We start from the raw sequence: 25,982 nt of genomic DNA, 5'->3' as shown, positions 1-25,982 counted from the left end.
ACGTCGAGAATAACACCTGAAAAATGACTAAAAAACGACCTTTAAATAAAAAATAATTTAAATTTTAAAAAATAATTTAACCAAATAAAACAAGATATTAATAAGCTTTGAGCTTTATTGTCACTTTTTTTCATAAAATTGCATTTGAAATACCTTATTAGAAGAGGTAGATTTTATTCAACAGCACAATAGCTTATTACATTATCAGCAATAATTTTTCTTCTTAACTAAGATAAAAATAGAAAAATTAATCTCTTCATTTTAGGGAGGTAAAATGGAACGAATTATTATTCCCACTCACTATATCCATGTACGCTCAACACCACTTTGGACCAAAGACACAGCCCCAAAATCAATTTGGGAAAGGCATTTAGATAAAGGTACTCGCCAAGGGGTTTATCCTAAGCTGTCTGTTATGCAAGGAATGATTATTTATTACGCATATGCAGATGAAATTAGCCCAGAACCAACAGAAACATTAGTGATTAATGCTGGTGAATTTGGTGTATTCCCGCCAGAGACATGGCACAAAATAGAAGCAAAAACTGAAGATACTGTTTTTAATGTCGATTTTTATGTCGATCCTAAAATACTTGCCGAAGGTTAATAATAATATGGAAAATGAAAATAAAGGCTATTTATTAGAATTGATTAATGCCTATGGCCAAGAAAAATCTCAAAAAATATTTCTAAATCCTAAAATTTTATATATCCCAGAAATTGCGACGAAAGAAGTTTCACTTTTAGTTAATGAGCTAAAAAATAAGGTAAATATTGAATCACAAGAACTCACCTTAGTATTAACAAACAAAAATAACGGTGTTTCTGTTGATAAAGATAGTTTTTTAACTGATTTATTAGATGCTGATATGTCCAGTTTAATGGTGAAAGATCTTATCAATATTGTACGTGGTTATGATATGGATGAAGAAACAAATGTTTGTGGCTGGTGAACTCACGTTGTGAAAGGAATATATCACCTTCACTATACCTATTGATAATGAAGGTGATTGATTAATACCTAGAGAGAAAATTGAAGATCATTTTTTAAGAGCCTATCTATCATCCAATATCCCGCTTTTCCTGGTGGCTTGCTTCTTGACCACACCAAATCAATGTCTATTTTCTTGGGGAATTGGTCATAATCTAGACTGACTAACAAATCATGTCCAAATTGCTCAACTAACCATGTGGGTAATATTGCCCATCCCATTTCTTGCTCAGCCATTTCTAGTAATAATAAATAATTAGGGGCTAGCCAGTTTTTCTCACTATTAATAGCAAATTGAGCCCTACTGCTTAGTCTTAATTGACGATGCATTGTTAAATGTTGGTAGTTGATTTTATTTTCTTTTACAAGTGGATGCGTTTTATGTGCATATAATCCTAACTTACCACTCACAGGCAAACGAGCGAAAGCAATATCAGCAGGATATTCTACTCGTGATTCCATCATACCAATATGCGCCTGATTATTTTGTAGCATATTAATCACATCATCATTTTCTGCAACAAGAAACTCAAATTCAAGATGTGGGAATTCTTTATCTAGAATTTTCAAGAGTTGCTCTGAATAAGGTGGTTGATACATATCAGAGAATACACAACTTAAACGAGGTTCCATTTCAGGCGATAGTTCTATTCTTAATGCCTGTAGTCGTTCATCAGCCGACAATATATCTTCGACCAAGCTCAACACTTTTTGTCCTGCAAAAGTCAGTGTTGACTCTCGCCCTTTTCGCTCAAATAGTTCAAACCCCATATCATCTTCGAATCCAGCGATGGTACTACTGACCGTAGATTGGCTTTTATTTAATTTTCGTGCTGCTGCAGAAAATGATTTTAATGAAGCGGCTTCAACAAATGTACGCAAAGTTTCTATAGAATAGTTCATTGTGGTATCGGTTTTTTCGATGGCTCCTATTTTGTATATATACAAAATATCACCAATAATTGCACTCGTTTTTTGTTAAATAATTAATTTGAGGTGAGATATGAGCCAATATCAAAAAACATTTACTGAGCGCGTTTTTCACGCTGTTACATTTGAAGCGATTGCTATTGCCATAACGGCACCGCTTAGTGCATGGCTTTTGGAACGCTCAATTTTTCAGATGGGTACGGTTGCTATTGTCTTATCCACATTAGCTATGTTATTGAATCTTTTTTATAACATGATCTTTGATCGTTATTGGCCTTTATCAAAAGGCTCAAGACCAACAAAAATACGGATTATACATGCAATTGGTTTTGAATTTAGCTTTGTGATTATAGGATTACCAATACTGGCACTTTTATTAAATATGTCATTATGGAATGCATTTTTATTAGAAATTGGTTTTTTTGTCTTTTTCCTTTTTTATACTTATGCATTTAATCTTAGCTACGATAAATTACGTGAAAGTTGGTTTAATCGTAAAGAAAAACCTATTATTGCACGTAACTAATAACAACTATCTTAAGTACTTAATAAATTATTATTAAGTGCTTTCTTTGGTATTATTAAATTTAATCATACGTAAAAGTAAAATCGACTTTACCATTTGCTTCACCTTCTTTTACTCTATCATTACTATAACGAATATAACGAGCATAAAAGGGTAAAACATACGCCGTTTCTTTTTTAACATCAAAAGCAACGGCTGTCTTTTCGCCAATATTGATGGGATTTTCTTCTTTATCTAATATTTGAATACCTGCACCATCTGCTGAAGATGCACCTTGAGTTAGCATTAATATATTATCGTGCCCTGAGACTGTCACACCATCAAAACGAATTGAAATATTTAATTTAGGATCACAATCTTTTAGTTCAATGGTAAAAGGAATAGCTTGGCTTGCACTACCAACCGTTGGAAAAGTGTTATGAATAGTTATATATTGCTGATCTCCAGTTAAAGAAAGCACCTTTTGATAATTAGCAACTTGGCAAGTACCTTCTTTTATATGTCCTTGCAGGTTAATCACGACTTCATCTGCGGTTGCATTTCCAATAAATAAGGCATTCATCAATAAGATAATGGTTTTATAATTATTTTTTATATACATCATTCCTATCGCCTTATTATTGATATGAAAAAGTTAACGTAACAGAAGCATTCGCATCACCAGCGACTACAGTATTATTTGTTTTTACATATTTAAATAGTAATGTCAGAGGAACTATTTGATTATTCGATGTTGTTATATCGTTTATTCTAAATTGATTTTTATTTCCTTCACTCTCACTTTTAGGCCCTAATGATTGTAATGTATTATTAAAGAAAACTTGGTACCCAACACCTTTTGCTGTTGTTGCTGAATTTGGTGATTTAAGTGAGATAATATTAGTTTCATTTCCGATATTATTATTATCACTAATGGTGACAAAAGGAGCTACATCCTTTTCACAGATTAAACTAATATTAGCCGTTTTACCGGCCTCTAAGTTTTCACCAATTGATAATCTTGAAAAAGTTTGTCGAGTATAGGAACCCATTTGTAATGTTTGAGTTCCCGTTTGAACACGACAAGAACGTGCTTTAAATTCCATTGTAACGGGATTTAATCTAATTGTTGCTGTTTCAATTAATTGCCCATATCTATAACAATTTACTTTGGCTAATTCTTGGGCTGGTAAGGTAACAATTCCATTCGGAAAACGACCTGGTATTTTCACAAGTGCGAATTTTACAGTTGCCCCCATCCCTGAATCATCGCTCCCTCCTCCAGTATAAGGAAAAACTTGAGTTTCTTTGTTTGAGATTATAGGTAGCCATTTTAATTTATTGTTATTTGAAACGGCCATTATCCACCCAACACCTGAATGTGTAGTTTTAAACACGTCGTAATTTTCGCGCTCATATCTTGTTTGAGTACCACTCACGTCCCTAACAGAATATATTGTTTCCTTATCTAATCTATTATCTGTATCAAGACAAAAATAAGCTTGTGTTCGTTCAGTATCCCACTTTCCTGTAATTAATTTTCCATTTGCTATAGCACTGTCAGATGCAATATTGTTTATAGGCCCAACTGATAGCATTAAATCAATGCTTTTTGAAGCTGCATCCACTATATTAGGATAATAATTAATTATAAATAGAGTTAAAAAAAACAATGCATTATTAGATTTCATATTATTCACCATTAATTGTTATAAGCACTGTGCACTCACTTGCTGTATCCCTTTATTTTCAGAGATATCATTTAAATAATATTGTGCGTAGCATTGTTGTTCTTTTTTATTTCCCCATTTTATATAAAGTTGACCTTTTTCAGGCAACCCACTGATATAAAGAACACCATTATCTCCAACAATACTTGTATTATTTATTTGTGTATCTTTGAGATCATTATTAACTAATGTTGCAATCGCACCAAATGGGATTGGCTTTTCTTTAAAAGTAAGTAAAATTAATGCCTTAAACCCTTTTTTAATTTCAAAATCTGCTAATACCACTGCTCCTTTAGTTGGAATAACAGTTTTATTATTTCCAACAATTTCAATATTTTCTTCTAATGTAGAAATATCTAATGTCACGCTATTACGCACATAAGGTGAAACATAAGGAATAATAGCGTACCCTCGGCTATCAGTGGCGACACTATTCACATTTTGAACTTTGACATATTTAGCATTAGGCGCCCTAACTAATGCTAAAGTTTCTCCTAATGGTTGCGACAAAGTGATCCCATATGGATGTAAAACAATTCCCCCTTGAGCACCATAATCTACCCGTTGATAATGAGAACCATAGCTATATCCTGCATTAATATTTCCATAGGCACCATTATAGGAAACTTGCGCATTGCCACTGGCATTTTGATCTTGATTACCATAACTCTGGCTAATAGCATAATTGAGTTTTCTATTTTCTAATGCATCACCACTCATGCCTACTTGTAAATTATATCTACCACCTTGGGCTAAATTCATATTTGACGTTAAATAAGTTGTATTTTTAGGATACCAATTTGATAAAGGTATATTTATGCTAAATGCAATTTGGTGGTCATTATCTGAATCAGGCATACTGCTATAGTTATAATTTAATCCATATGAAATATTTTTAATATTTGTATTATAACCAGCATTTATATTACGCTCGATCCCGGAACGTCCCCAATAATCTTGCTGATAAGTACTAAAATAAATATTGCCATAATGACTTAAAGATTGGTTTAAATTAGCTTGAATACGTGAGCGTTTATTATAATTTATATCACTAATATTATTTGCTTCACTAAACGTATAAAAACCATGTGTAGAATAACGATAACCAGCTAGCGTAACTGTCGTACCACTTTGCAACATACTTTTTGAATATTGAAATCGATAGGATTGACCTGAATCTCTAGTGTTATTTCTATTATTATTGTCATTGTTGTGGACGATATTAGCATGAGTAATATCTGTCGAAATTGCGCCTAACTCACCCAAATTAAGGCCAATACCTATTGCTGATGCGGTATATTTTTCTGCTAAAATTTGCCCACCATAAACAGTAATGTCTAAAGGTAGCCCATACATTGCCGTTGCTTGCGCAAAATAAGGCTCTCTAGAATTTAGATTAGAATCAAATTTACCACTGCTAAAAGAATATTTTAAACTTCCTTCACGTTGCATAATTGCTAGTGAAGAAAAAGGCACTACAAAATCACGTTTACTTCCATCCGCCTCTTCAATTGTGACATCTAAATTCCCACTATAAGACGTTGGATACAGATCGTTTATTTCAAATGCACCGGCTGCGACATAAGTTTGATAGATAATATAATTATTTTGCCGGATCGTAACCTGAGCATTACTTTTAGCAATACCTCGAACAATAGGTGCAAACCCTTTTTGACTGAGAGGTAACATACTTTCATCTGACTCAAGTAAAACTCCTCGATAAGAAAAACTATCAAATATTTCACCCGAGCTATTAACATCTCCTACAGTAAATAATGATTTAAATGGTTCAATTTGATGGCTCAGATAAGTTTGAATATTATTCCATTTATTATCTTTATTACTATGGTTATAAGTTGAATAGTTTCTCAAACGCCAACCGTTAAAATTTAATCCACTACGTAAATTTAAAAATTGATCATTGGTATGTTCTTTATCCAAATTATCTATCCATGTATTAGAACCTGAATAGCTATAATTTAATAATAAAGCAGGTAATCCTTCATTCCATAATTTTGAACTAACTTCGCCCCTCACTGCCTTATCTATATAAATTTGAGGAATACTGATATCGAGTTTTTGTTGTGAAAAATTAAATTTAATACTAGAGTCAGGGATCACTGCGGCAAGATTAGTGATTTCTGCATTATCAGATAATTTTTTTAGATCCGATTTATCTAGTACTTTAACCCCCCAAGCAACCAATTGTTCCTTTACAAAAACGGGATAAATATTGTTATCATTCTCGTTTAACAAAAAAGATATTAGCTCACTACCTACTTTTTCATTATTAATATAGATATCAACAATATAATCACCAGGAAGTTGCCCTCCCGGTTTAGAGAATTGCGCTAATGTTTGCAAATCTGCAATATTTTGATTGGTACCATAACTTAATGCTGTTGGATCAAAATAATCATCAGAAAATGATTTTTCAATATAAGATAAAGAAATAATAGCCGAAATAAGCAAATAAAATCTGCATTGTCTGTATCTATTATTATTCTTTTTCATCATTTTTCTCATAAAATAACGTGATCTATCTAAAAATTAAAATCATTTAAATTTATTTTTAATTTTTCATTAGTTCAGTTACTCCTCCGTAACTATTTACAGCATTCCAAGTTATTTTTCCATTGGTACCTTGTGGTAAATTCCAATTATAAGTACTTTTTGGTGCTAACATTTCAGGTCTATCGAATTTATAATCACCTACTGATAATGTAGATAATGTCACATAATAAGGTGTAGGATTTTCAATATGTAATTTATTGTTGATTATCGATATTTTTAATTCTTTAAATGCTAAATCAAAATCTTCTCTAGAGAGACCATTAGGAATATAAAATAATTTAATACGACTATTAATTGAGATTAATAGTGTATTTTTAGCATTGGGATCAGATGCTGGTATTGCTTTTACATTAAGCCAAAAAACTGATTGCTTATCTTTTGCCAATTCCACTTTATTTTTCATATACACAATTTTAAGTGTATTTGATTGCTCTGCATCTAAACGAAAAAGTGGAGGCGTTGTAATAAATAAAGGATCTACTGAAGGTGCATCTGATTTCTCATCACCTATCCATGATTGAATAAGATAAGGATTTGAATCTGGATTTTGTACTGTGATTGTCGCTTCATGGCTACCTTCAGTATAAATAACGCGTGTAGATTCAAGCACAACACTCGCTTGGGATAGATTAAAAAAAGCCCCAAAAGTAAATAATATTAAAACTGATTTTATTTTTTTTAGCATAATTAGCCTTTATAAAGCGATGTCATACCCCTTGATAAATCAAAGGGTATGTACTGTTTTTAAAGATAGTTAATATTAAATGTTGCAGTTGATGAAACTTCATCAGCAGTTAATGTGCCGCTTGATTTAATACGTTTAAACGAAGCGTAAACGGTTGTATCCCCTTTAGTTTCAGTTAAAGTCACAGGGATTTGTGTTGATGCGGGAATGATTTGTGAGGTTTGAGCATTATCGGTAAATAATGCAACACCTATATCTGTTTTTGAAATTTCATTGCTGCCAGTCACAATATAAGTATGACCATCAGCATTTGTATTATTAGATGTAAATTCAATATTAACGGCATTATTTTTCGCAGGACAATCAGATAACGATATTTTGATTGGTTTGGTTGTTGTTAAATCATTTGTTGCAGCTAATGCAGTTACGCTATAACTACCTAAATCAACCGCTGCCGTATTATTACCATTTTCAAATTGAACATTACACGTAGTATCAACAAATTTACCAGTGAAATTTATTGTACCATCAGCTGCAAATGTTGATGCAGATAAACCTAATAATGACGTTGTGGCCGCTAATAGAACTAGCTTGCGTTTAAGTTGGAACATATTGACCTCATTGATATAAAGATAATTAGCCTATTTAAACCTTGTATTTACACAAATAAAGAGTATTAATTTAATTAAAACCATATCAAAGAAGAAATAGCGTGTTAAAAAGCTATTCTTTTAATATTGTCATCTTAAATTAAGATTAATAATAAATTAGCCATTTTAATTTCTCAACTAAATCTTAATCAATAGTCAGATAAAGAATAAATACAATATAAAATATAAAAATAAGAAACTAATGTGATGATTAAAATAAAAAGAAAAACAATATCAGAATTATAATCCAAGCAATTTTTAAAGTTTCATTAAAAATAGAAATAAATCACAAAATACACAAAAAAAGAATATCAAAAAAAGACTATTATTAGTACAAAAATGATTTAATTATTATTTATATATTCGTTCTGTGATAAACATCAAAAATAGCATTTCTTTATTTAGTATCAATATAAATTGTAGATCTTATAAAAAATCGTTACCCAATATAAGAGTAAAGAACTTAATCAATGAGCTCTATCTTTTATAAAACAATCAATAATTAAAGTTAGTTACAAATAAAACATTTAAGGTTTTCGGCTATTGACAAAATATGTAGCTACATTTGATAAAATATCATTTAAGATAATAACATTAGGTAAGTAAAAGTGCTCTTAAACAGGATAATAGCAATAACTTAAGCTTACTCACAAATACGGTATGAATTTCTTATTATTCAGATAGTAATAATATATTTAATGACTATCGTCATGCTAACATGCTTCAAATTATCTCAATAATAAATTAGACTTATAAAAGCTTTATAAATAATAAAGGTATTCCTTTTTAGAATAAAATATAATACTCAGCCTAAAGGATTAATGATGGTATTTTTTATCAGTTATATGATACTCGCTATATTTTTGATTGCAGTGCTAGCTCATTGGTCTTTTTCTGCATTATTTCCTAAGGCTCCTTCTACAACACTTTCATGCCTTTTAGTCAGAACACTTATTGGCGTCTTACTTGTTATCGCTGATATTTGTTTGATTTTCATCTTACTAAGCCAATTACTTTGATTTGATTAAGTTTTATATGAAAATACTATCGATATTATTTCTAAACTGAATATTCTCAATTTCAGGTAACGAATAGATGTTAGACAATGGCAATAACACTAATATATCTTTATTGGTATTCTTTTTACGTTTTAGTGGATACCAAAAGCTATCAATGTCCTATCCATTCTCCAGATACCCAATCATTTCAATGATGACAAAATCAAAAATCAGTAAATAATTTTCAATTATTTCATTACGATTTTAGATAATCATCCAACGTAAGCAAACTACGTTATCCACATATTTTCCTTAAAATTTATCTAAACGGACAGATAACTGTCCAATTACGAGCAAAAAATGTGACTACTCAAGCAGAATAAACTTAATTAACCTCTATTATCTTAACAAATGGTAAAACATTTTTTAACAAACGAGGAGTGATATGAAAAAAAAGAGTAGTATTGCATTTATCAGAAAAAAATTAGTGAAAGATAATTCTATCTATGTAAAAGAGCTCAGTGCTCTACTTCATGTATCGGAAAGAACCGTAAGAAGATACATAGATGAATTACAGTTATTAGGTATAGCAACTAAATTTCATGGTGGAGTGAGATTACAAAAAATTGAATTAGAACCAATAATAAATAGAACTATTGATGAAACCAGAGTGCTTCAAATTGATTGCGAAGAACAAGGTAAAGATAAAAAAACTGCAGATAAATGCTCATTATATATTTTAGGATCTTTCAATTTAGATGTTGTCACAGAAGTTGAAAGATTTCCTTTTGTCGGAGAGACAATCAAAGCAATCTCCACAAACTTTTTCCCTGGTGGAAAAGGTGCTAATCAAGCGGTTGCGGCAGCTGAATTAAATGATCATGTGCATTTTTTTGTTAAAGTAGGCGACGATTCATTTGGCACTACCGCAGAGAAATATTTTGGTACTACAAAGATAAATTCATATACCTTAATTAAAGATGCCAATACAAAGACCGGGAATGCATTAGTTATGGTTGAGAATACCACTGGTAACAATAGTATTATTATTGATCTAGGGGCTAATGCAACAATCACTAAAGCTGAAATTCTTTCAGATATTAATAATCTACAATCTGCAAAGATTTTTCTTACTCAATTAGAAAATAATATAGATGCGACCAAGTTTGCGATTGAAATAGCAAAAAAATCGGGATGTTATGTCATTCTTAACCCAGCGCCCTATTCAGATCAAATTGTCTCACATTTGTCATCTATTGATTTATTAATACCAAATGGAACAGAAGCAGAATTAATATCAAACATTAAAATTGATAGCGTTATTTCAGCACAGGAAGCCATAAAAGCAATACACAACTTAGGTGTTAAAGAAATAGTAATGACACTTGGTGACAGTGGTGCTCTTTATTTCAATGGTAGCACTATGAAATATTACAAAGCGATGAGTGCATCTGTAGTTGATACAAGTGGTGCTGGTGATGCATTCACTGGTGCTTTAGCTGCAAAATTAATAGAAGGTAAAAATATGGATGAAGCAATTAAGTTTTCTATTGCTTATGCATCATTGGCCGTTGAAAAAAAGGGTGCATCATCAATGCCATCTAGAACAAGTGTTGATGCCAGATTAAAAAAAGAGCGTATGTAAGGGAAGTGCATAAATAACCCACCCCGTTAATAAATTATATAATCGAGGTCGTTATGAAATATTTAATTTTCATTATTAGCCTTCTCTTAATTTTTATAGTGGCATCTTCAATTAGTTTTAATGCTAATAAAATAAAAAGAAAATTTATTCCTATTCTTATTCTTTTATTAATAGAGGCCACCGTTGCTTTTATACTTCTACACACATCTATTGGGATCACAATTCTTAACACGACAAATATAGGTATAGAATATTTAGTACATCATGCAAATAAAGGAATTGATTTTGTATTTGGAGATATAAGCACAAAAACACCTATTGTGTTCGTTATTGTTGCTCTAATGCCTTTAGTATTTATTTGTTCAATTATTGGGATATTAAAATATTTTGGTATTCTACGTTTGATTATTCTTACTATCGGGTACCTTATTAATAAAATAGCCAAAGTAGGTAAACTTGAATCTTTTTCAGCAGTTAGTGCTGTCATTGTAGGTATGATGGCCGTATATGTTTCGATTAAAGAATACATACCCAATTTAACAAAACCACAAATGTACACAATAGCTGCATGCTCGTTATCTACTGTCGATATCGCAATATTGGGTGCTTACACTCAAATGTTATCACCTCAGTTTGTTTTTATTGGTGTTTGCCTAAACTTTTTTAGTACTTTCGTTATTGTTTCCATTATTAACCCTAACGATCCTATTGAGATATCTAACAATTTTTCTGGCCCTAAAAATGAACATCATAGTTTTTTTGAAGTACTAACAGAGCATATGCTCGATGGTTTTAAATTAATTCTAGCAATAGTTCCAATGCTTCTTGGCTTTATTGCTCTAATTAGCATGTTGAATGATATTTTTTTACACCTCATAGGAATAAGTTTCCAAGGTCTTCTTGGTTATATTTTCTCTCCTATTGCATTTGTGCTTGGCGTCCCTTGGCAGGACAGTATTGAATTCGGGCAAATTATTGCTACAAAAATTTTAACGAATGAATTTGTTGCAATGATTGACTATATCAAATTGGATAATCTGAGCCCAAGAACAGAAGCCATTATCTCTGTATTCCTAATTTCGTTCGCAAATTTTGGTTCAGTCGGAATGATTATTGCTTGTGTCGCCAGTATCAGTAAAGAACATGGAAAAATGATAGCGGCGAATAGTTTTAGACTGATCGTGGGTTCAACGTTGGTGAGTTGCTTATCTGCAACGATGGTCGGTATTTTTATTAACTAATATTTATTTTATGAGTCATCTTTTTAATTCTAGTTGTTATTCAATGTGTTATGTAAGTTATCAAAGGAGAAGTATATGACTAAAATTATTATAGATTGTGATCCGGGTGTAGATGACGCCATTGCTATTTTACTGGCATTGGCATCACCAGAAATAAAAGTGCTAGGGATCACAACAGTATCTGGAAATGTAGAGTTAGATAAAGTTCATGAGAATGCACGTAATATTCTTTCATTTGTGTCACGGCCTGATATTCCTTTAGCCAAAGGATGTGAACGACCTTTGATAGCACGTCGGGGAAGCAAAACACAAGTACACGGCAATAACGGCCTTGCTGGAGTGATGTTACCAAAATCTAATTACACTTATCCTGATATACATGCTGTCGATTTTATTATTGATACTGTGATGTCTAATCCTAAAGAAGTCACCCTTTGCCCGACAGCACCACTTACCAATATCGCCATGGCAATGCTAAAAGAACCAAGGCTTAAGGATAATGTGAAAGATATTGTTCTAATGGGAGGGGCTGCATTTTGTAATGGGAATATAACACCAGCAGCCGAATTCAATTTTTATGTCGATCCACACGCGGCACATATTGTTTTTGATACAGCAGAACACATTACTATGTTGGGATTGGATGTCACACATAAAGCTGATATTCGAGCAGGTTTATGCCAGTCGTTAGAGCAAGGTAATGTTATTGCTAGAACAGCAGCAAAAATGTCTCGTGGATATGCTGCATTTGATCCCTTCTTACATGATCCCTGTGTAATAGGTTATCTAATCCGCCCAGATATTTTCACCGGTATAAATGGGCATATTGATATTGAATATGAATCACGCAAACTTTTTGGTTTAAGTTTTGCGACAGTCCATGATCCTCTAAGACCACCTAAAAATAATAGCAATTTAAATGAATGTCGTATGAATACAATGATAATCACCGATGTTCAATCAGAGAAATTAATGTCGCTGATATCTGAACGGATTTTATCTTTGTAAATGGAATCAAGAAAAATACAGAGAAGTATAGCTTCTCTGTATCAATCTTTATTGTTTTTTTAAAAATTAAGGTTATTTTCTCTCAACAACAATTAATATTATATTGGAAATTAAACAAGAAATATCCTAATAGTCACTCCGTGCTATGTTTAAAAATAAATAAATCTATTATGATGACTAATCTCATAGTAATAGATGTTGGTGTTTATATAATTATTTATATATAACAATACATTAGGATTAAAAACATGGCTAATTATAAGAAGTTAATAGCTTTAATCGTTATATTATTTACCTGTATAATAGGGAGCGCACATGCAGAGCAACGCCCTGATGTGGCAGATAATGTCATTGCCTATAAAGGTCAACAAGGAGTGATTGTTTGGACTCTACGTATTGGTGATCGTAATGCTAATGAAGCATTAGTACAGATCGAAGGTATTGACCATGACTGGAATTTAAAAATTCAGAAGATGCAGGTTGAAAAAACAAGTCGAGATACTCGGTATTCAATAAATATTAATGGAAACAAATTTGTTGCTCTAATTATTGAGAATAAATGCTGTGGTAACCTTTATATACCAGGAGAATCTCAGCCTATATCAGTAAATTATTCTGAAGGAATATCCCATGAAGGTAATGCACAAGCATTTCTCACTGATTATCTTCAAGCTAAAAATAATGAAATCAATAAATAAGTCTTTAAATTTATTTTGATATTAAATAGGTGAGTTTTATTGATTACTTTCTCACCTATAAAATAGAACGAAGAAAACAGCCCTGAAATACTAATGACTACCCATAAAAAATAGGTGAGATAATTATTTAATCCAGATAATTTAGAATGGATAATCAGTTAATTTAGCCAAAATAAAAACAATAAAAAATTGAAAATAAGAATAGTTATTATTATAATTATTCTTTATAGAATGCAATTTATTAGGATCTGGATATGACTAAAAAATATTATATTAACAATATGTTTTGGGGCTATTTTATGATGTTCGTGATGATTTATCTTAATTATAACGACCACACTATTGAAAGTCTGTTAATGCTTCTTTTAAGCATACCTAGCGCAATTTTTTTTCCTTTCTCAAAAATGATCACTGAAAAATTCGTATTAAAATATACAACAAAAAAATTCTGGAATACTGGATTGTTTATAAATACTCCTGCTAAGCATGGTGGAATAGCTCTATATCACTTACTTTGTTTTATATTTTCAATTCCATTTAGCGCTATATATCTAGCCTTGCATTTCATAAAAAACAGGACAACCAGTTAAAAACAATATCCCTATTATCCTACGTATTAAAAACTGAATGTACTATTAATGCTTTTCAACCAAATTATCATTAACCAAAGCCCCAATTCTTGAGATGATGAGAATATATCCTAAAATACCAACATACCTAATTAAACTAAAGATAAAACCTATCAGTGCCCCCAGCTATATCAGTTATGGCATTAATCAAAAAACCATAAGAATTTGGATAAAAATATGCATCTAACCTACTATTTACTATTAAATCGCTAGATGATTCACTAATAAAAAGTACTAGGAATGCATTGTTTTATATTCATAACTAACTACCTGATCTTACTTTTTCATAATCGAAAAGAACGCGTTGCAAACTGAACTTGCCTTGGTTAATCAGCTCTAATTTGGAGGCCACAAAATCAGAAGTTAAAATCAATTTTTGACCATCAAGGTAAAGCAATGCATAGAGTTTTTTGTCAGCCCCATTCAGCATACCGGCTCCATCCGCTTTCTGTAATGCCTGTATAACTTTCTGCCGCTGAATGCACGGCGGAAAATGCTGGCTCATTGGCATCTGTTGCCATTGAGCTAAAACGCTTTTGACTTCTGGATCATCATCAATTTGCTACCAAGTCGATTCATCCAAATACACCGTTCTATCATGGGTTTTTGGCTGCGCTTTAGTGCGATATCAGTCGGTTGCCAGCCCGACAATGTCTGGTGCCACCACGTGGTTGTGCCCGAAAACAGGTAGTAGTGCCAATCTTCTTTCTGGCAACGGGCTAACACAGGCATCACCGCATGAATATAAAACCGGCTCACTATCGTTTCGAGATCGGGTTTTACTATGGTGCATCCCCACGCCAATTGCATAGCCAAGGGTTTGAGCGCTAATGATGAAAAAATGACGATCGCAACTTGCGGAAACCGCGCCATTTCAGCGGCTAACTCCGCGTTGTTTTTCACCTGATACAGCCAGGGTCCCACCCATTTGGCTTCAATTAACTGAGGGTGCTGATAAAGGGAATACAGCGAACGGGGATTTTTTTGCTGAAAAGGCGCAGTGGTCTGTTCTGCAAACGCCCCGCCCTCGATTAACAGGTAAATATTTTTCTGTGATTGATTTGCCGATTGAACTAAATTTTCCATGGCTAAAATTTCCTAAGGTCTACACGGTTATCATTACCTGTTATGGCATTAAGTAAACACGGAATACAAATCGGCAAAGACACTGCCGGAAATTGTGCCATCTTCATCGGTAAAGTATTGGGCCCTGCGGTGGCCATCTTCGGCACCTTGCGCAAATAATCCCCCGAAGTGCCGTACTCAATTTTACCATTTTCCAGTTTGAGATAACTGCCGCCACCGTTTAGGATAATGCGTTTTTTGCCGGTAAAATTGATATCTGCCCCTGAGGTGATAGTCTGCTTTTGTTCACTGAAGATACCTAAGCGGTTATTTTGCGCTTGAATACTCAACGGCCCTTCTCCTGCTACCACACCCAATTTCCCTGTACGCGCAAACAGCCCTAACTTATCGCCCGCAGATGCCGTCATATTGCCGATAACGCCCACACTAATATCACCGTCAGCATTGATGGACAGGTTTTCACTGGCCACCAGTTGTAAATGCTCACCACTGGTAAATGCCATTCCTTGTGGCGCGGAAAATAATAGGCTCTGGTTTAACGGCTCCAAACGTTGCTGTAACAGTTGTCTTTGGCTTTCAATATCCGCTTGCAGGGCCTTGCTTGTTTGGCGGCAATGTTGAGTTGCTCGCGCTGCTGTAGAAGATGAGCGATTTCTTTGAGTGCGGCATCCATATCCACTACCTCACCTTGCGCTTTTGGCTGTTCATCGGCACTGATAAACAGCCCTTTACCCGCGCGAATACCGCCCCATTCATTGATAAGAATAAAAAGCAAAAATGCCACATTGAGCGTGGCACTTGGGGAGTTATTTTTGTATCGCTATTCAGTCATACAAATTATTCTGGACTGTCCAATTTTCACCTTCCGCATCAAATCGCTCTTGCCACTCTTTAGTCAAACGCTCATCAAGCCGAATTTCGCCAGAAATTGAGCCCAAATGAAATGACTTAAACGACGGCGTTCTAATTGGTTTTAAGACGTGATTAACTTTGACATACAATTTAGGGTACGGATCACGCTCTACCCAACCCAATTCAGGCCACTCACCCGCTTTAATCACAATCCCACCTTGGTAAGGTAATAAATGAATATCATCATTCATAAATTGTTGCTTCAGATAGACTTCACCGCCGATTTTATTAACCCACTCGTCAGATAAAATCGTGTACCAGTTAATCGAACGGATACCTTCACGTAGTCCTCTATCAGTAACAGAAGTAGTAACATCGATTCCATTAAAATGACGGGCAATATCACATTCGATAAATTGATACATATTATCGTTATAAAGTTGTTGTGTTCCTAAGCCAGCCACACCATGCATCGGTTTCAAAACATTACAAAAATCTAAAATTAACTGTTCGAATTTATTAGCATTTTCATCTGCCAATTCGGTTATTGGCAAAAAAAAGCGAATATATGAAACACGACGATGAACATGTTCATACCAACCTGCTGGTGAAAAAGCATTTACCTGATAGTTACTCACAAAATCTCTATAATATTCTGAACACCACTGTAACTCTGCCGCATCATCCTTCAGATCTGCCAACCGTTTTATGCGAGTTAATTTATCCTTTATAACAAACTTTTCTGGTTTATTAACATCATCAATAAACCCCCATTTTAATTTATCACCAAATTCATCAATGAAACGTTCAACCGCATTGACTAGCGCTTCACGCTTTTCCGGTCGCCAGCATTCATCAATATAAAAAAGCGCAGTTAATCCTACTTGAACGATATTCCGCTCCATATCTTTGTCACTACCATAAGTGAACTCCCAACTTGCTTCTTCGAATTTTTTCAAAAAATGTCACTTCTTTTTGTGTATCATTTTCCATATTAGTCATCCCAATAAATATATTCTTGGCGCTGTTTCGTTTCATCAAGTAAAAAGTGCATTGATGATTGTGCGCCAACAGGCGAGGTTTGGCTTTCTTCTTTGGCGACTAAATCAAAAGAGGTGGCTACACTAGCTGCGATAGCGGCTTTTCGACTAATAGCGACAAAGTCGACTACATTTGCAGAAACCTGCTGCATCTTATACGCCATCCGCCGTACTCCGAATACTAAACCCCAACTACAAATAGGCAATCCCACCGCCGTAAACCAAAAAATAAATCCGGTTCGTTCTGTTTTCCAAAACCATAAGGTCAACGCAAACCCCATAAATAAGATAATCAATAAAGCGACTAACCAGCGACGTGTATTAGGACGAAACACTTTTGGAGCGGCAGGAGGAATAGTATTGAGCCAAACAGGCATATCAACCAACCTTGGCGGGAGAGAAGGAACTGATTAAGGTACAGCCACAACCGCATTTGTGTCCCTGAAAAGCCACAGGAATACCGTTATCGAGGTAGTTAGGATTGCCTTCAATGATGGTGGTCGGACCGTGCCTTTTTTTTCGGGCAAGAAACCTGATCGCCTTTACGTGCCACCCCAATGCCCCCGAATTTCATGGTATCAGACCCCGTTAGCACGGTTCCCCCATGGGTAGTTTTATCCCCTTTACGAATAATTTGTTGCATGGTTTTAGTCCTTTGAGAATTCAGCTGATTAATAGCCTATTTCTTCAATAAGCAGTAAGTTCGTTTGTGTCTTCATTTCTTCAAATAAATAGGTTGATGACTCCATTTCTTTTTCCGCAACTATATTAACTCTCTTGTCAGTCATCCATTGATAATCGAAGCTTTCACCGCCTTTCGTTTTACTCTTGATTAGATAGCTTAGATTTTTAGTGGGGAATTTATTTTTAAGTCCTGCATGTCGATAATCATCGAGGTTTGTCAATGTTATATAAGCTTGTGATAGGGTTTAGCTAGGAAAATAACAGGTATATTCTAAAGTACCGTCATATTCCTTCCCTTCGTCTAATTGTCGGCAATAGGATGAAAATGTTGCACTCTTTGATTGAAGTTGCTTTGTTTCAACATTATGATTACTGGCAAATGCTTGTAGTGGAAAATTTAATATAAAAAGAATCCGGATGAGTCTTTTAACGATAAGGCAATGATTTTTTGTCTCCATACTTAATTAGCTTATTTTAATTATTTGATATTGGTTATATTTAATTACGTCATGAATTACAATATAAGCCTTTACTCAACTATAGATAATTCACCAATAGAGAATGAACAATATAATTTTTTATTATAATTAACCACCCCCCCGATATATACTAATGAGCTATTTACATTGAATTCTACTTTTAAGTCATCGATGTGACTCCTCACTAAATACTCATCAGGAAGCATTGCTATAACTAAACCTGAACTAATATCTAAGTATAATTAGAATTTACCTGAACACTAAATACGCAATTGCAATATTTCTTCGTGTATCCTAAAATGAGCGACAGTAATACAATTCCAAAAATTAGTTTCTTTCCTTGAAGTAGTTAATTAAATTATAGGTATATTGAATATGTTATTTATTTTTATCAGAAGGCCCTATCCCTGTTCCTGTAGGAGTCAACCGATTTGACTCTATCCAACCTTCGATAGTTTTACCTTTTTTATCTAGGTACATTATAAAAGTAAAGTCACTATAGTCAAAATAAGCGTTAGCAAGATCACCTTCGATTAAGAATAATTTATTTATTTTACAGTTAAAATCAGGAGCAGTATAAAAATAGGCTTTTCCCTTACCAATAACTTTATAACCAGATTGAGAACTATCAATTAAAACTTTTTCTTTATCCGATATAGAATCAAATTTTTGGCATAAACTCTCATCAGCTAAAATTTTAGTGGAAAATATAATCAAAGCGACTAATAGTGTGAGTTTTATTTTCATAATAAGTTTTGACTCCTCATAATAGAAATTAGTGTTTTAGCATAATTTGGATCTGTAGCATAGCCTGCTTTTTGTAAGCCATTAGCCCACTCAATTGGATCTTGAGTATTAAATAAAAAGTGATACCTTTTATTTTTAATGAAAAAATTTTCTCTTCCTTTTATACTTTCTTCATAAGATGAATACGCTTGAAACTTATCAATAATCTTTATTCTTTTTCCATCAATAACCTCATGTGTATACACCTCAACATAATTAGGATCACCGTGAGCCTTAATGCCGAATATATTATAGCTATATTTTCCCGTATTTATGTCTGCAGGAACAGATTTACCATATCCAGTTTCTAAAATAGCTTGTGCTGTTGTTATTGCCGCTGGAATATTAGATGTTTTTTCATTTATTTTTGCTTGTTCAAAAACATACTCAACAAATTTTTTACCTGTGATTTTTCCTATAACTATATTTTCCTGAATAAATTGGCCCAAAAACACCAGCGGATGCGTATGCCACACATTCGGACCTAATTTTTCGTTAGTTACATCCTGCATCCAAACCATGCTATCAAGGAACTCTTCGCTGTAAGAGCGCCATAATGGAGCTTCTTCACTTAGTATATTTAAAAATTTTTGCCAAACACTATCACTTTTCTTGTAATACCAATCACTTGGATGTTTGACGATGGCTTTATTCACGAGATGGGAGAACATCGGGTTATGAAAAGCGCGACGGTATTCTTCAGGATTGTAGTGTTCCGTTGCACTGCCTTTAATTTTATTGATTAAACGTTGATAATTATGGGCAATAATCCCTTTTTCAGGACGGGGCGACACTTTGGCTTCCGCCAAAATAATATCAAATATGGCACTGATATAAGTGGCTTTGGGTTTAATGTACCCGTTTAAATAATCAAACGTTGTTGTTTCACTGGTTAAGGCTCTAAAACCTATTTTATCTAAATCATAACGAGACAGAAAAAGCGCATGTTGGGTAATATTTTTGTATTCTGCTTGTTTTGTTTCATCAGCTTGCACTTCTTCAACACGCTTTATCAGTGGGCCGATTTTATCTTTATCCGTGTCACTGATATCAATCTGTTTGGGAAAATAGCCTAGATGCTCGGGTAAAAAATAATATTTTTGCTGTTGTTTGTCTGTTTCTATTTTTAATTCACTTAATTTTGATCTGCTTTAATCAAACAGGACACTTTAATAATGGAATATAATCCAATTATTGAGGTGTTAAATGAAAAAACGAACAAATAGATTTTATACCACTGAGTTTAAGCAAGAAGCGGTCGCATTAGTCACCGAGCAAGGTTATAGCGTTCCAAAAGCGGCAGCTTCTTTAGGGATCGCCGATAAATTACTTTATAACTGGAAAGCAAAATTCGACGCTGAGCTATTAAGGCTTCGAAAGGAAAACAAAGAACTTAGGATGGAGAAAGAGATCCTAAAAAAAGCCAGCGCCCTCCTGCTAAAGGAAACCAAGTAGCGTTTAAAACAATTAAGCAATTATCTTCACAGTTTCCCGTACTGAATCTCTGCAAATTAATGAAAATAAGCCGTTCTGCCTATTACGCTTGGCTCAAACGCCCTGTAAAACTGATCACAGCAGAACAACTTAGCCTGTACCGTAGAGCCAAAGTTATCTTTGAACAGAGTCGAAATAGCTTAGGTTATAGAACGTTACGTAAACGGTTATGCAAAGAGGGCTTTAGCGCGAGTGCGTATGGCGTTCAAAAGCTAATGGCTCAGCTGGGTCCAGTCGTCACTCAACGCGTTGCTTACAAAGTCACCACAAAGCGCAAACACTGTGATGCAGTAGCCGATAATTTGCTAAATCAAAATTTTAATCCTCATGCGTCTAACGAAGTTTGGGCGGGTGATGTGACCTATTTAAAAACAGGCGAAGGCTGGATGTATTTAGCCATCGTGATGGACTTATATTCTCGCCGTATTGTGGGTTGATACATCGATAAACGAATGACGTCAAATTTAGTCAGTAAAGCTTTGATGAAGGCGTATAACTTACGCCAGCCCGAAAAAGGCCTAGTCTTTCATAGTGATAGGGGGTCACAATATACGAGTAAGCGCTATCGTCACTTACTGACAAGTTATGGTATTCGAGCAAGTATGGGCGATGTTGGAGTCTGTTGGGATAACGCCGTTGTTGAACGATTTTTTGGTAGCTTAAAGCACGATTGGGTACTGAAAATCCCACAGCCGACTCGGAAACAGATGAAAGAAGATGTTACCGCGTATATGCGCTATTACAACCTAGAAAGGCTTCATACTGCCAACGGTGATCTGCCACCCATTGAGTATGAACAAAATTCCTTAAGAAAAGTGTCCTGATTTAGTTGCGCAGAACAGACCCATTAGGTTCAACAATTAAAGACAGTCCGTTGCCATCACCCAGTGAATAGACTTTTTCGCGTGGTTTGGCTTTTTTAATCGCTATGTCCGTTAGCTTCATAAATCACCAATTTTGTATAGGAAATTTGTATAGGGTAATTCTATACAAAAAACTATACAACAAATGATAGAGCTTTCAAGAGACGTTAGGAAACTTCAGGAGACAATGATTTGATTGGATTGCTTGATTTTACTGGGAGGGAGGAGAGAACCATACACATCAATCAACATGATAATAATAAACAATTATTTTAATAATAACTTTATAGATACCCCCAAATGTACCCCCTAATATTTTTGTCATGCCTATTTTGAGATGGTTTTTATACTCCGTAGAAACCTTGTGATTTCAAATGACATAATTGCATAAATATCATCAATTAATAATTTTATTGCAAATAATGAAACATTCAAAATCTACATCCCTGTAAATTTTTATTCGATAAAAACCTATCCTTTAAATTACAATCTTAATTGCACAATAAACAAGCAAAGCACTAAGTATGTAATTAATCACTTTGCCATGCTTGGAAAAAACAATTTGCAAGTAATGTCCTGCAAGCGCCCATGCTAGATTTCCAGCGATGCCAATCACAGACAAAATAATGCTCATACCAAAAATAACCAATATATTATTAGAATATGGCAATGCGAATGTTGAAATTGCTGTTATTCCATACAAAATAATTTTCACATTGACAAATTGTAGCCAAAAACTCATCCAAAAACTGATAGGCTTAGTCTCTGCTTTAGATGTTGACGTTTGGCTTTTAGCGATTTTCCATGCCAGCCATAAAATATAGGCAGCGCCAATCCACTTTAGCCACCCCATAAAAATTGGCAGAACTGTTACTAAAGATAATGTAAAAACTGCGCATAAAACCATAATTACAAAAAAACCCAAACTCATTCCCGATAAAACACTAATACTTCGACGAAATCCATATTGAGTAACCGAACTCATTGCAAGGATATTGTTAGGTCCTGGTGTAAACGCTGTTATTAATGTGTATGTTAAAAATGAACTTATAAGCATTGCTATCATCAACTTTCTCCTAAAAAAATGACTCTAGCGCATTTATTAACTTTAAAAAATTGAATGTTTTGATACTATGAATTCGATATTTTCGATTGATATTAGGCTGGTGATATGGACTTGCGGCGACTCATTACATTTAAAACTATCGTTGAGGAAGGTTCTTTTATTCGAGCCTCACGTAAACTTTTTTGCACTCAATCAACTATTACATTTCATATTCAACAGCTTGAACAAGAATTATCAACCAAGCTGTTTGAAAAAATTGGGCGACAAGTAACCTTAACCACTGAAGGCAAAAATATACTACCTCATGTGTATGAACTTATTCGTGTAATGGATTGTATTCGCCAAACAGCACAACATAATGCTGAGCCAAATGGTGATTTACGAGTTGTAACAGGGGAAACATTATTAGCATATAAAATGCCTGTTATTTTAGAGCGCTTTAAACAACAAGCCCCAAAAGTTCGCTTATCCTTACAATCATTAAATTGCTATGTTATCCGTGATGCTTTGTTGGCTGATGAGGCTGATTTGGGTATTTTTTACCGTGTCGGAAATGATAGCGCTTTAACTATGGAAGATTTAGGCTCTCACCGCTTAGTTCTTGTCGCTTCTCCCAATCTTGGTGAAATGGATTTTATATCTCCTAACCAGCATTTACCTGTTAGCTTTGTTATCAATGAACCCCAGTGTATTTTTCGACAATTGTTTGAAACCACAATGCGACAGCGTAACATTACCCTTGAAAACACTATAGAATTATGGAGTATTGAGAGTATTAAACGTTGCGTATCTAGTAATCTAGGCATCTCATATTTGCCATATTTCACTGTTGAAAACGAGTTGCGTTCTGGTGAGCTAAAAGAATTGCCCTTTAACGACTCATTTTTAAGAATAACGGCATTATGTGCTCATCACTCTAAAAAAGTAATAAGCCCAGCCATGAAGGTTTTCATTGAGTGCGTAAAAGAATGTTTCCCAATAGAAGAATGAGTTAAACAAAATAGGATGATTAGGCTGGTGGACTATTCGAACTGCCCCGATATTTTTTGGGTTAGCTGAACCACATATCTTTAAGAGTTTTAGTTGCAAACTAGTCTAATAATATTGGGTTAGTTTAAAGAGGTGAAATAGCCTGTTTAGATTTCCCAACTTCAAATCGGCTTATTGATACTAAGTTTTACTAAGTAGTAACTAGCTGCGCCCCTGTTAGCTGATAACTATTAAACCACTCATAGCGACCTATAGCCGTGACTTTGTTTCCTTTCTGGCAGGCCATAAGCTCCAGCGCGTTAATATCGAATGCCACTATCTTTAATGGGTACGGGCTACGTTTGTCACTCTCCGCCTGAATGGTCATCGTGGCCATAATTTTACCTGTGGCTGTTTTCACTCGCTCAGGGGCTTTTATTACCGTTCCTGATGTGGTGATCCTGATTGATTTTGCTTTTCTCATTTCTGGTTTATTCATCTTGATACCATCACAATATAAGCCATCGGTTAAAATAAAATGCTGATGGGACTCTGGAATATTAGGTAATAATTCCAATTTCTATGGGTGATCTAAACGTTAATTTATCCATGATGATACGGGATAATCCTGTATGTAAGTATAACCTGTTGATTATACTTAACTCTGTCACAAAACCAGATTAATGCTCATTGGTCATCGTTTCAGTGACCAATGGTAAGAGGTGGCAATACATTGTTTTTATTATTAACGGTCAAATTGACCGCCTGAAACCTTATATCAACCTTATGGTTAATACCTTACCGTAACCTTACCGTTATCGGCTTAGCCCTCCCCGTAACATCCCCGTCTAACCTTGCCGTAATCTTGCCGTTCAATCACATTATATGGACCGCAATAGGACCGTTATTTTAGCTTTGGTTATTCATGTTCAGAGTAGATAAACTATTGATTTACTCGGTAACGCATATTTGCGTCACGGTAACTTATTGATATTTATTCAGAGGACAAAATTGTCCTGTGGGTATCGCAATGCTTATTTGCATTGTGGTTACTTTTGGTGGTTACCAAAGTGGTTACTTTTATCTCATGGCCATTATTAGAATATTGCCAGCCAGTGACGAGCCTCCAATTTCAGAGCTGTAGTGGTCAACTAAAACTGGCCATCATTTTAGAGTTTTTCCAGTATCTCTTTTCGGATTCGTTTGGTGATAATCCTCCGTTATATTCGTGAGGTCTGTGTACGCTGTAATACCTGACAATATAGTCCGTTATTGCATGGACAGCATCACTAAAACTTATGTAGCCAGTCATGGGTACCCACTCGTTCTTCAGGCTTCTAAAGAAGCGCTCCATTGGACTATTATCCCAGCAGTTTCCGCGTCTACTCATACTTTGTTTGATCCGATATCTCCATAGTAACTGCCGAAACTGATTACTTGTATAGTGGCTACCCTGATCACTGTGGAACATCATCCCTGCTGGTTTATCCCGAGTTTCCCACGCCATTTTCAGCGCTTTGATGGTCAATCGACTGTCCGGAGAGAACGACATTGCCCAGCCCACCGGTTTTCTGGCGAACAAATCGAGAACAACGGCGAGATACGCCCAGCGTTGGCCTGTCCAGATATAGGTGACATCGCCACACCACATTTGATTGGGCTCAGTCACTGCAAATTGACGTTCGAGATGATTCGATATAGCAATATGTTCTTGTCCGCCACGTTTGTAGCGGTGTTTCGGTTGTTGACAACTTACAAGGCCGAGCTATTTCATGAGCCTACCAGCAAGCCAACGCCCCATTGGGAAGCCCTTGAACGTTGCCATTATGGCAATACTCCTTGCCCCAGCAGAGCCATGGCTGATGTTGTGTAGTTCCTGAACTTGACTGCGCAATACGGTGCGTCTTCTATCAGGCTGAATAGGATGGGCATTCCAGTATTTATAACTGCTGCGATGAACCCCGAATACATGGCAGAGAGTGGTTACGGGATAACGCGTCCTGAGCTTTCCGATTAACGTAAATTGTTCAGGGAGTCTGACATCAAGAGCGCGGTAGCCTTTTTTAATATTTCATTTTCCATTTCAATACGTTGAAGTTTCTTTTTGAGTTCACGTATTTCAATTTGCTCTGGCGTGATGGGAGAGGCTTTCGGCGTTTTGCCAGCCCGTTCATCGCGCAACTGTTTTACCCATCGGGTCATAGTGGAAAGACCGATATTCATGGCTTTAGCTGCATCAGCAACAGTGTAGTTCTGATCAACAACTAACTGAGCAGATTCATGTTTAAATTCTGCACTGAAATTTCGTTTTTTCATTAAGGCACCTTTATTGTTTGAGGTAAGCATATCACCTCTATTCAGGTGGCCAAATTTATTAAA

General features: G+C 34.7%; 26 protein-coding genes and 4 pseudogenes. 10 read left to right on the top strand and 20 right to left on the bottom strand.

Annotated features, from left to right (window positions below; translation table 11 throughout):
- Positions 1-274: 274 nt before the first annotated feature.
- Together LG402_RS07000 and LG402_RS06995 are read left to right on the top strand one after the other, a co-directional pair.
- A complete protein-coding gene (locus tag LG402_RS07000) occupies positions 275-607 on the top strand; it encodes a DUF1971 domain-containing protein (RefSeq protein ID WP_109408856.1) in 333 nt (110 codons plus the stop codon).
- A gap of 7 nt (positions 608-614) precedes the next feature.
- Positions 615-953, top strand: a complete 339-nt coding sequence (locus LG402_RS06995; protein WP_166540129.1) for a DUF1869 domain-containing protein — start codon at positions 615-617, stop codon at positions 951-953.
- A 68-nt stretch (positions 954-1,021) separates the two neighbouring features.
- On the opposite strand, the gene LG402_RS06990 is transcribed toward LG402_RS06995, so the two are convergent.
- Entirely contained in the window at positions 1,022-1,894 is an 873-nt protein-coding gene (locus LG402_RS06990) for a LysR family transcriptional regulator (protein WP_166540147.1), read from the bottom strand.
- A gap of 100 nt (positions 1,895-1,994) precedes the next feature.
- On the opposite strand from LG402_RS06990, the gene LG402_RS06985 reads away from it, so the two are divergent.
- Positions 1,995-2,447 carry a multidrug/biocide efflux PACE transporter gene (locus tag LG402_RS06985; protein WP_227336677.1) on the top strand — a complete coding sequence of 151 codons (453 nt, stop codon included), beginning with the start codon at positions 1,995-1,997 and terminating at the stop codon, positions 2,445-2,447.
- Positions 2,448-2,508: 61 nt separating this feature from the next.
- Here LG402_RS06985 and LG402_RS06980 read toward each other — a convergent pair whose 3' ends face one another.
- Genes LG402_RS06980 through LG402_RS06960 form a run of 5 tightly spaced genes read right to left on the bottom strand, consistent with a single transcriptional unit; the run spans position 2,509 to position 8,026 of the window.
- Complete coding sequence (locus LG402_RS06980) at positions 2,509-3,051, bottom strand: fimbrial protein (RefSeq protein ID WP_109408852.1); 543 nt, start codon at positions 3,049-3,051, stop codon at positions 2,509-2,511.
- Positions 3,052-3,064: 13 nt separating this feature from the next.
- The gene (locus LG402_RS06975; protein ID WP_162557001.1) at positions 3,065-4,117 is read right to left on the bottom strand and encodes a fimbrial protein; all 1,053 of its coding nucleotides are present in this window, start codon (positions 4,115-4,117) and stop codon (positions 3,065-3,067) included.
- A gap of 18 nt (positions 4,118-4,135) precedes the next feature.
- Positions 4,136-6,670, bottom strand: a complete 2,535-nt coding sequence (locus LG402_RS06970) for a fimbria/pilus outer membrane usher protein (RefSeq protein WP_227336676.1) — start codon at positions 6,668-6,670, stop codon at positions 4,136-4,138.
- Positions 6,671-6,728: 58 nt separating this feature from the next.
- On the bottom strand, positions 6,729-7,415 hold the full coding sequence (locus LG402_RS06965; protein ID WP_166540124.1) for a molecular chaperone: 687 nt from the start codon (positions 7,413-7,415) through the stop codon (positions 6,729-6,731).
- Between the two features lie 59 nt (positions 7,416-7,474).
- Complete coding sequence (locus tag LG402_RS06960) at positions 7,475-8,026, bottom strand: fimbrial protein (protein ID WP_166540123.1); 552 nt, start codon at positions 8,024-8,026, stop codon at positions 7,475-7,477.
- Between the two features lie 1,482 nt (positions 8,027-9,508).
- On the opposite strand from LG402_RS06960, the gene LG402_RS06955 reads away from it, so the two are divergent.
- The 5 genes from LG402_RS06955 to LG402_RS22325 all read left to right on the top strand — a co-directional run bounded on the left by LG402_RS06955 (position 9,509) and on the right by LG402_RS22325 (position 14,245).
- Positions 9,509-10,708, top strand: coding sequence for a ribokinase (locus tag LG402_RS06955; RefSeq protein WP_166540122.1), 1,200 nt, complete (start codon positions 9,509-9,511; stop codon positions 10,706-10,708).
- 53 nt (positions 10,709-10,761) lie between these two features.
- Complete coding sequence (locus tag LG402_RS06950; protein ID WP_166540121.1) at positions 10,762-11,949, top strand: NupC/NupG family nucleoside CNT transporter; 1,188 nt, start codon at positions 10,762-10,764, stop codon at positions 11,947-11,949.
- A gap of 75 nt (positions 11,950-12,024) precedes the next feature.
- Entirely contained in the window at positions 12,025-12,957 is a 933-nt protein-coding gene (locus tag LG402_RS06945; protein WP_166540120.1) for a nucleoside hydrolase, read from the top strand.
- Between the two features lie 248 nt (positions 12,958-13,205).
- Positions 13,206-13,655, top strand: a complete 450-nt coding sequence (locus LG402_RS06940) for a hypothetical protein (protein WP_227336675.1) — start codon at positions 13,206-13,208, stop codon at positions 13,653-13,655.
- Between the two features lie 254 nt (positions 13,656-13,909).
- Positions 13,910-14,245 (top strand): colicin E1 family microcin immunity protein, encoded by a 336-nt coding sequence (locus LG402_RS22325; protein ID WP_166540118.1) that lies wholly within the window; start codon positions 13,910-13,912, stop codon positions 14,243-14,245.
- A gap of 301 nt (positions 14,246-14,546) precedes the next feature.
- Here LG402_RS22325 and LG402_RS06930 read toward each other — a convergent pair whose 3' ends face one another.
- From LG402_RS06930 to LG402_RS06890, 10 genes and pseudogenes are all read right to left on the bottom strand, one after another.
- Positions 14,547-14,789, bottom strand: coding sequence for a hypothetical protein (locus LG402_RS06930; RefSeq protein ID WP_227336674.1), 243 nt, complete (start codon positions 14,787-14,789; stop codon positions 14,547-14,549).
- Between the two features lie 20 nt (positions 14,790-14,809).
- Positions 14,810-15,370: a DUF4123 domain-containing protein gene (locus LG402_RS06925; RefSeq protein WP_227336673.1), complete on the bottom strand. Its 561-nt coding sequence runs from the start codon at positions 15,368-15,370 to the stop codon at positions 14,810-14,812.
- A gap of 2 nt (positions 15,371-15,372) precedes the next feature.
- Entirely contained in the window at positions 15,373-15,873 is a 501-nt protein-coding gene (locus LG402_RS06920; RefSeq protein WP_413685629.1) for a DUF2345 domain-containing protein, read from the bottom strand.
- 32 nt (positions 15,874-15,905) lie between these two features.
- On the bottom strand, positions 15,906-16,154 hold the full coding sequence (locus tag LG402_RS22320; RefSeq protein WP_413685628.1) for a type VI secretion system Vgr family protein: 249 nt from the start codon (positions 16,152-16,154) through the stop codon (positions 15,906-15,908).
- 40 nt (positions 16,155-16,194) lie between these two features.
- Positions 16,195-17,181, bottom strand: a complete 987-nt coding sequence (locus LG402_RS06915) for a type VI immunity family protein (protein WP_227336672.1) — start codon at positions 17,179-17,181, stop codon at positions 16,195-16,197.
- A 35-nt stretch (positions 17,182-17,216) separates the two neighbouring features.
- Positions 17,217-17,639 (bottom strand): hypothetical protein, encoded by a 423-nt coding sequence (locus tag LG402_RS22315; RefSeq protein ID WP_413685627.1) that lies wholly within the window; start codon positions 17,637-17,639, stop codon positions 17,217-17,219.
- A gap of 1 nt (position 17,640) precedes the next feature.
- A pseudogene (locus tag LG402_RS06905) lies at positions 17,641-17,905 on the bottom strand (PAAR domain-containing protein).
- A 28-nt stretch (positions 17,906-17,933) separates the two neighbouring features.
- A complete protein-coding gene (locus LG402_RS06900) occupies positions 17,934-18,167 on the bottom strand; it encodes a hypothetical protein (protein ID WP_227336671.1) in 234 nt (77 codons plus the stop codon).
- 636 nt (positions 18,168-18,803) lie between these two features.
- Positions 18,804-19,172: a hypothetical protein gene (locus tag LG402_RS06895; protein ID WP_166540115.1), complete on the bottom strand. Its 369-nt coding sequence runs from the start codon at positions 19,170-19,172 to the stop codon at positions 18,804-18,806.
- A complete protein-coding gene (locus tag LG402_RS06890) occupies positions 19,169-20,206 on the bottom strand; it encodes a glucosaminidase domain-containing protein (protein WP_227336670.1) in 1,038 nt (345 codons plus the stop codon). Before LG402_RS06890 ends, LG402_RS06895 begins: the two co-directional genes overlap by 4 nt.
- Positions 20,207-20,417: 211 nt before the next feature.
- Here LG402_RS06890 and LG402_RS06885 point away from each other — a divergent pair.
- Positions 20,418-21,529: pseudogene (locus LG402_RS06885) on the top strand (IS3 family transposase).
- A gap of 16 nt (positions 21,530-21,545) precedes the next feature.
- Here LG402_RS06885 and LG402_RS06880 read toward each other — a convergent pair.
- Together LG402_RS06880 and eamB are read right to left on the bottom strand one after the other, a co-directional pair.
- Positions 21,546-21,650, bottom strand: a pseudogene (locus LG402_RS06880) (Arm DNA-binding domain-containing protein); the annotation flags it as partial.
- 396 nt (positions 21,651-22,046) lie between these two features.
- Entirely contained in the window at positions 22,047-22,634 is a 588-nt protein-coding gene (eamB, locus tag LG402_RS06875) for a cysteine/O-acetylserine transporter (RefSeq protein WP_166539061.1), read from the bottom strand.
- 105 nt (positions 22,635-22,739) lie between these two features.
- Between eamB and LG402_RS06870 the strand changes: the two genes are divergently transcribed.
- Entirely contained in the window at positions 22,740-23,624 is an 885-nt protein-coding gene (locus tag LG402_RS06870; protein WP_227336669.1) for a LysR family transcriptional regulator, read from the top strand.
- Positions 23,625-23,814: 190 nt separating this feature from the next.
- Here LG402_RS06870 and LG402_RS06865 read toward each other — a convergent pair whose 3' ends face one another.
- Together LG402_RS06865 and LG402_RS06860 are read right to left on the bottom strand one after the other, a co-directional pair.
- The gene (locus LG402_RS06865; protein ID WP_227336668.1) at positions 23,815-24,180 is read right to left on the bottom strand and encodes a hypothetical protein; all 366 of its coding nucleotides are present in this window, start codon (positions 24,178-24,180) and stop codon (positions 23,815-23,817) included.
- A gap of 570 nt (positions 24,181-24,750) precedes the next feature.
- Positions 24,751-25,919: pseudogene (locus tag LG402_RS06860) on the bottom strand (IS3 family transposase).
- Between the last annotated feature and the right edge of the window lie 63 nt (positions 25,920-25,982).

The organism is Proteus sp. NMG38-2 (assembly GCF_020640995.1).
Lineage (GTDB): Bacteria > Pseudomonadota > Gammaproteobacteria > Enterobacterales > Enterobacteriaceae > Proteus.
Note: the sequence above shows the minus strand (reverse complement) of the source record. Positions and strands in the feature narration are given on the sequence as shown.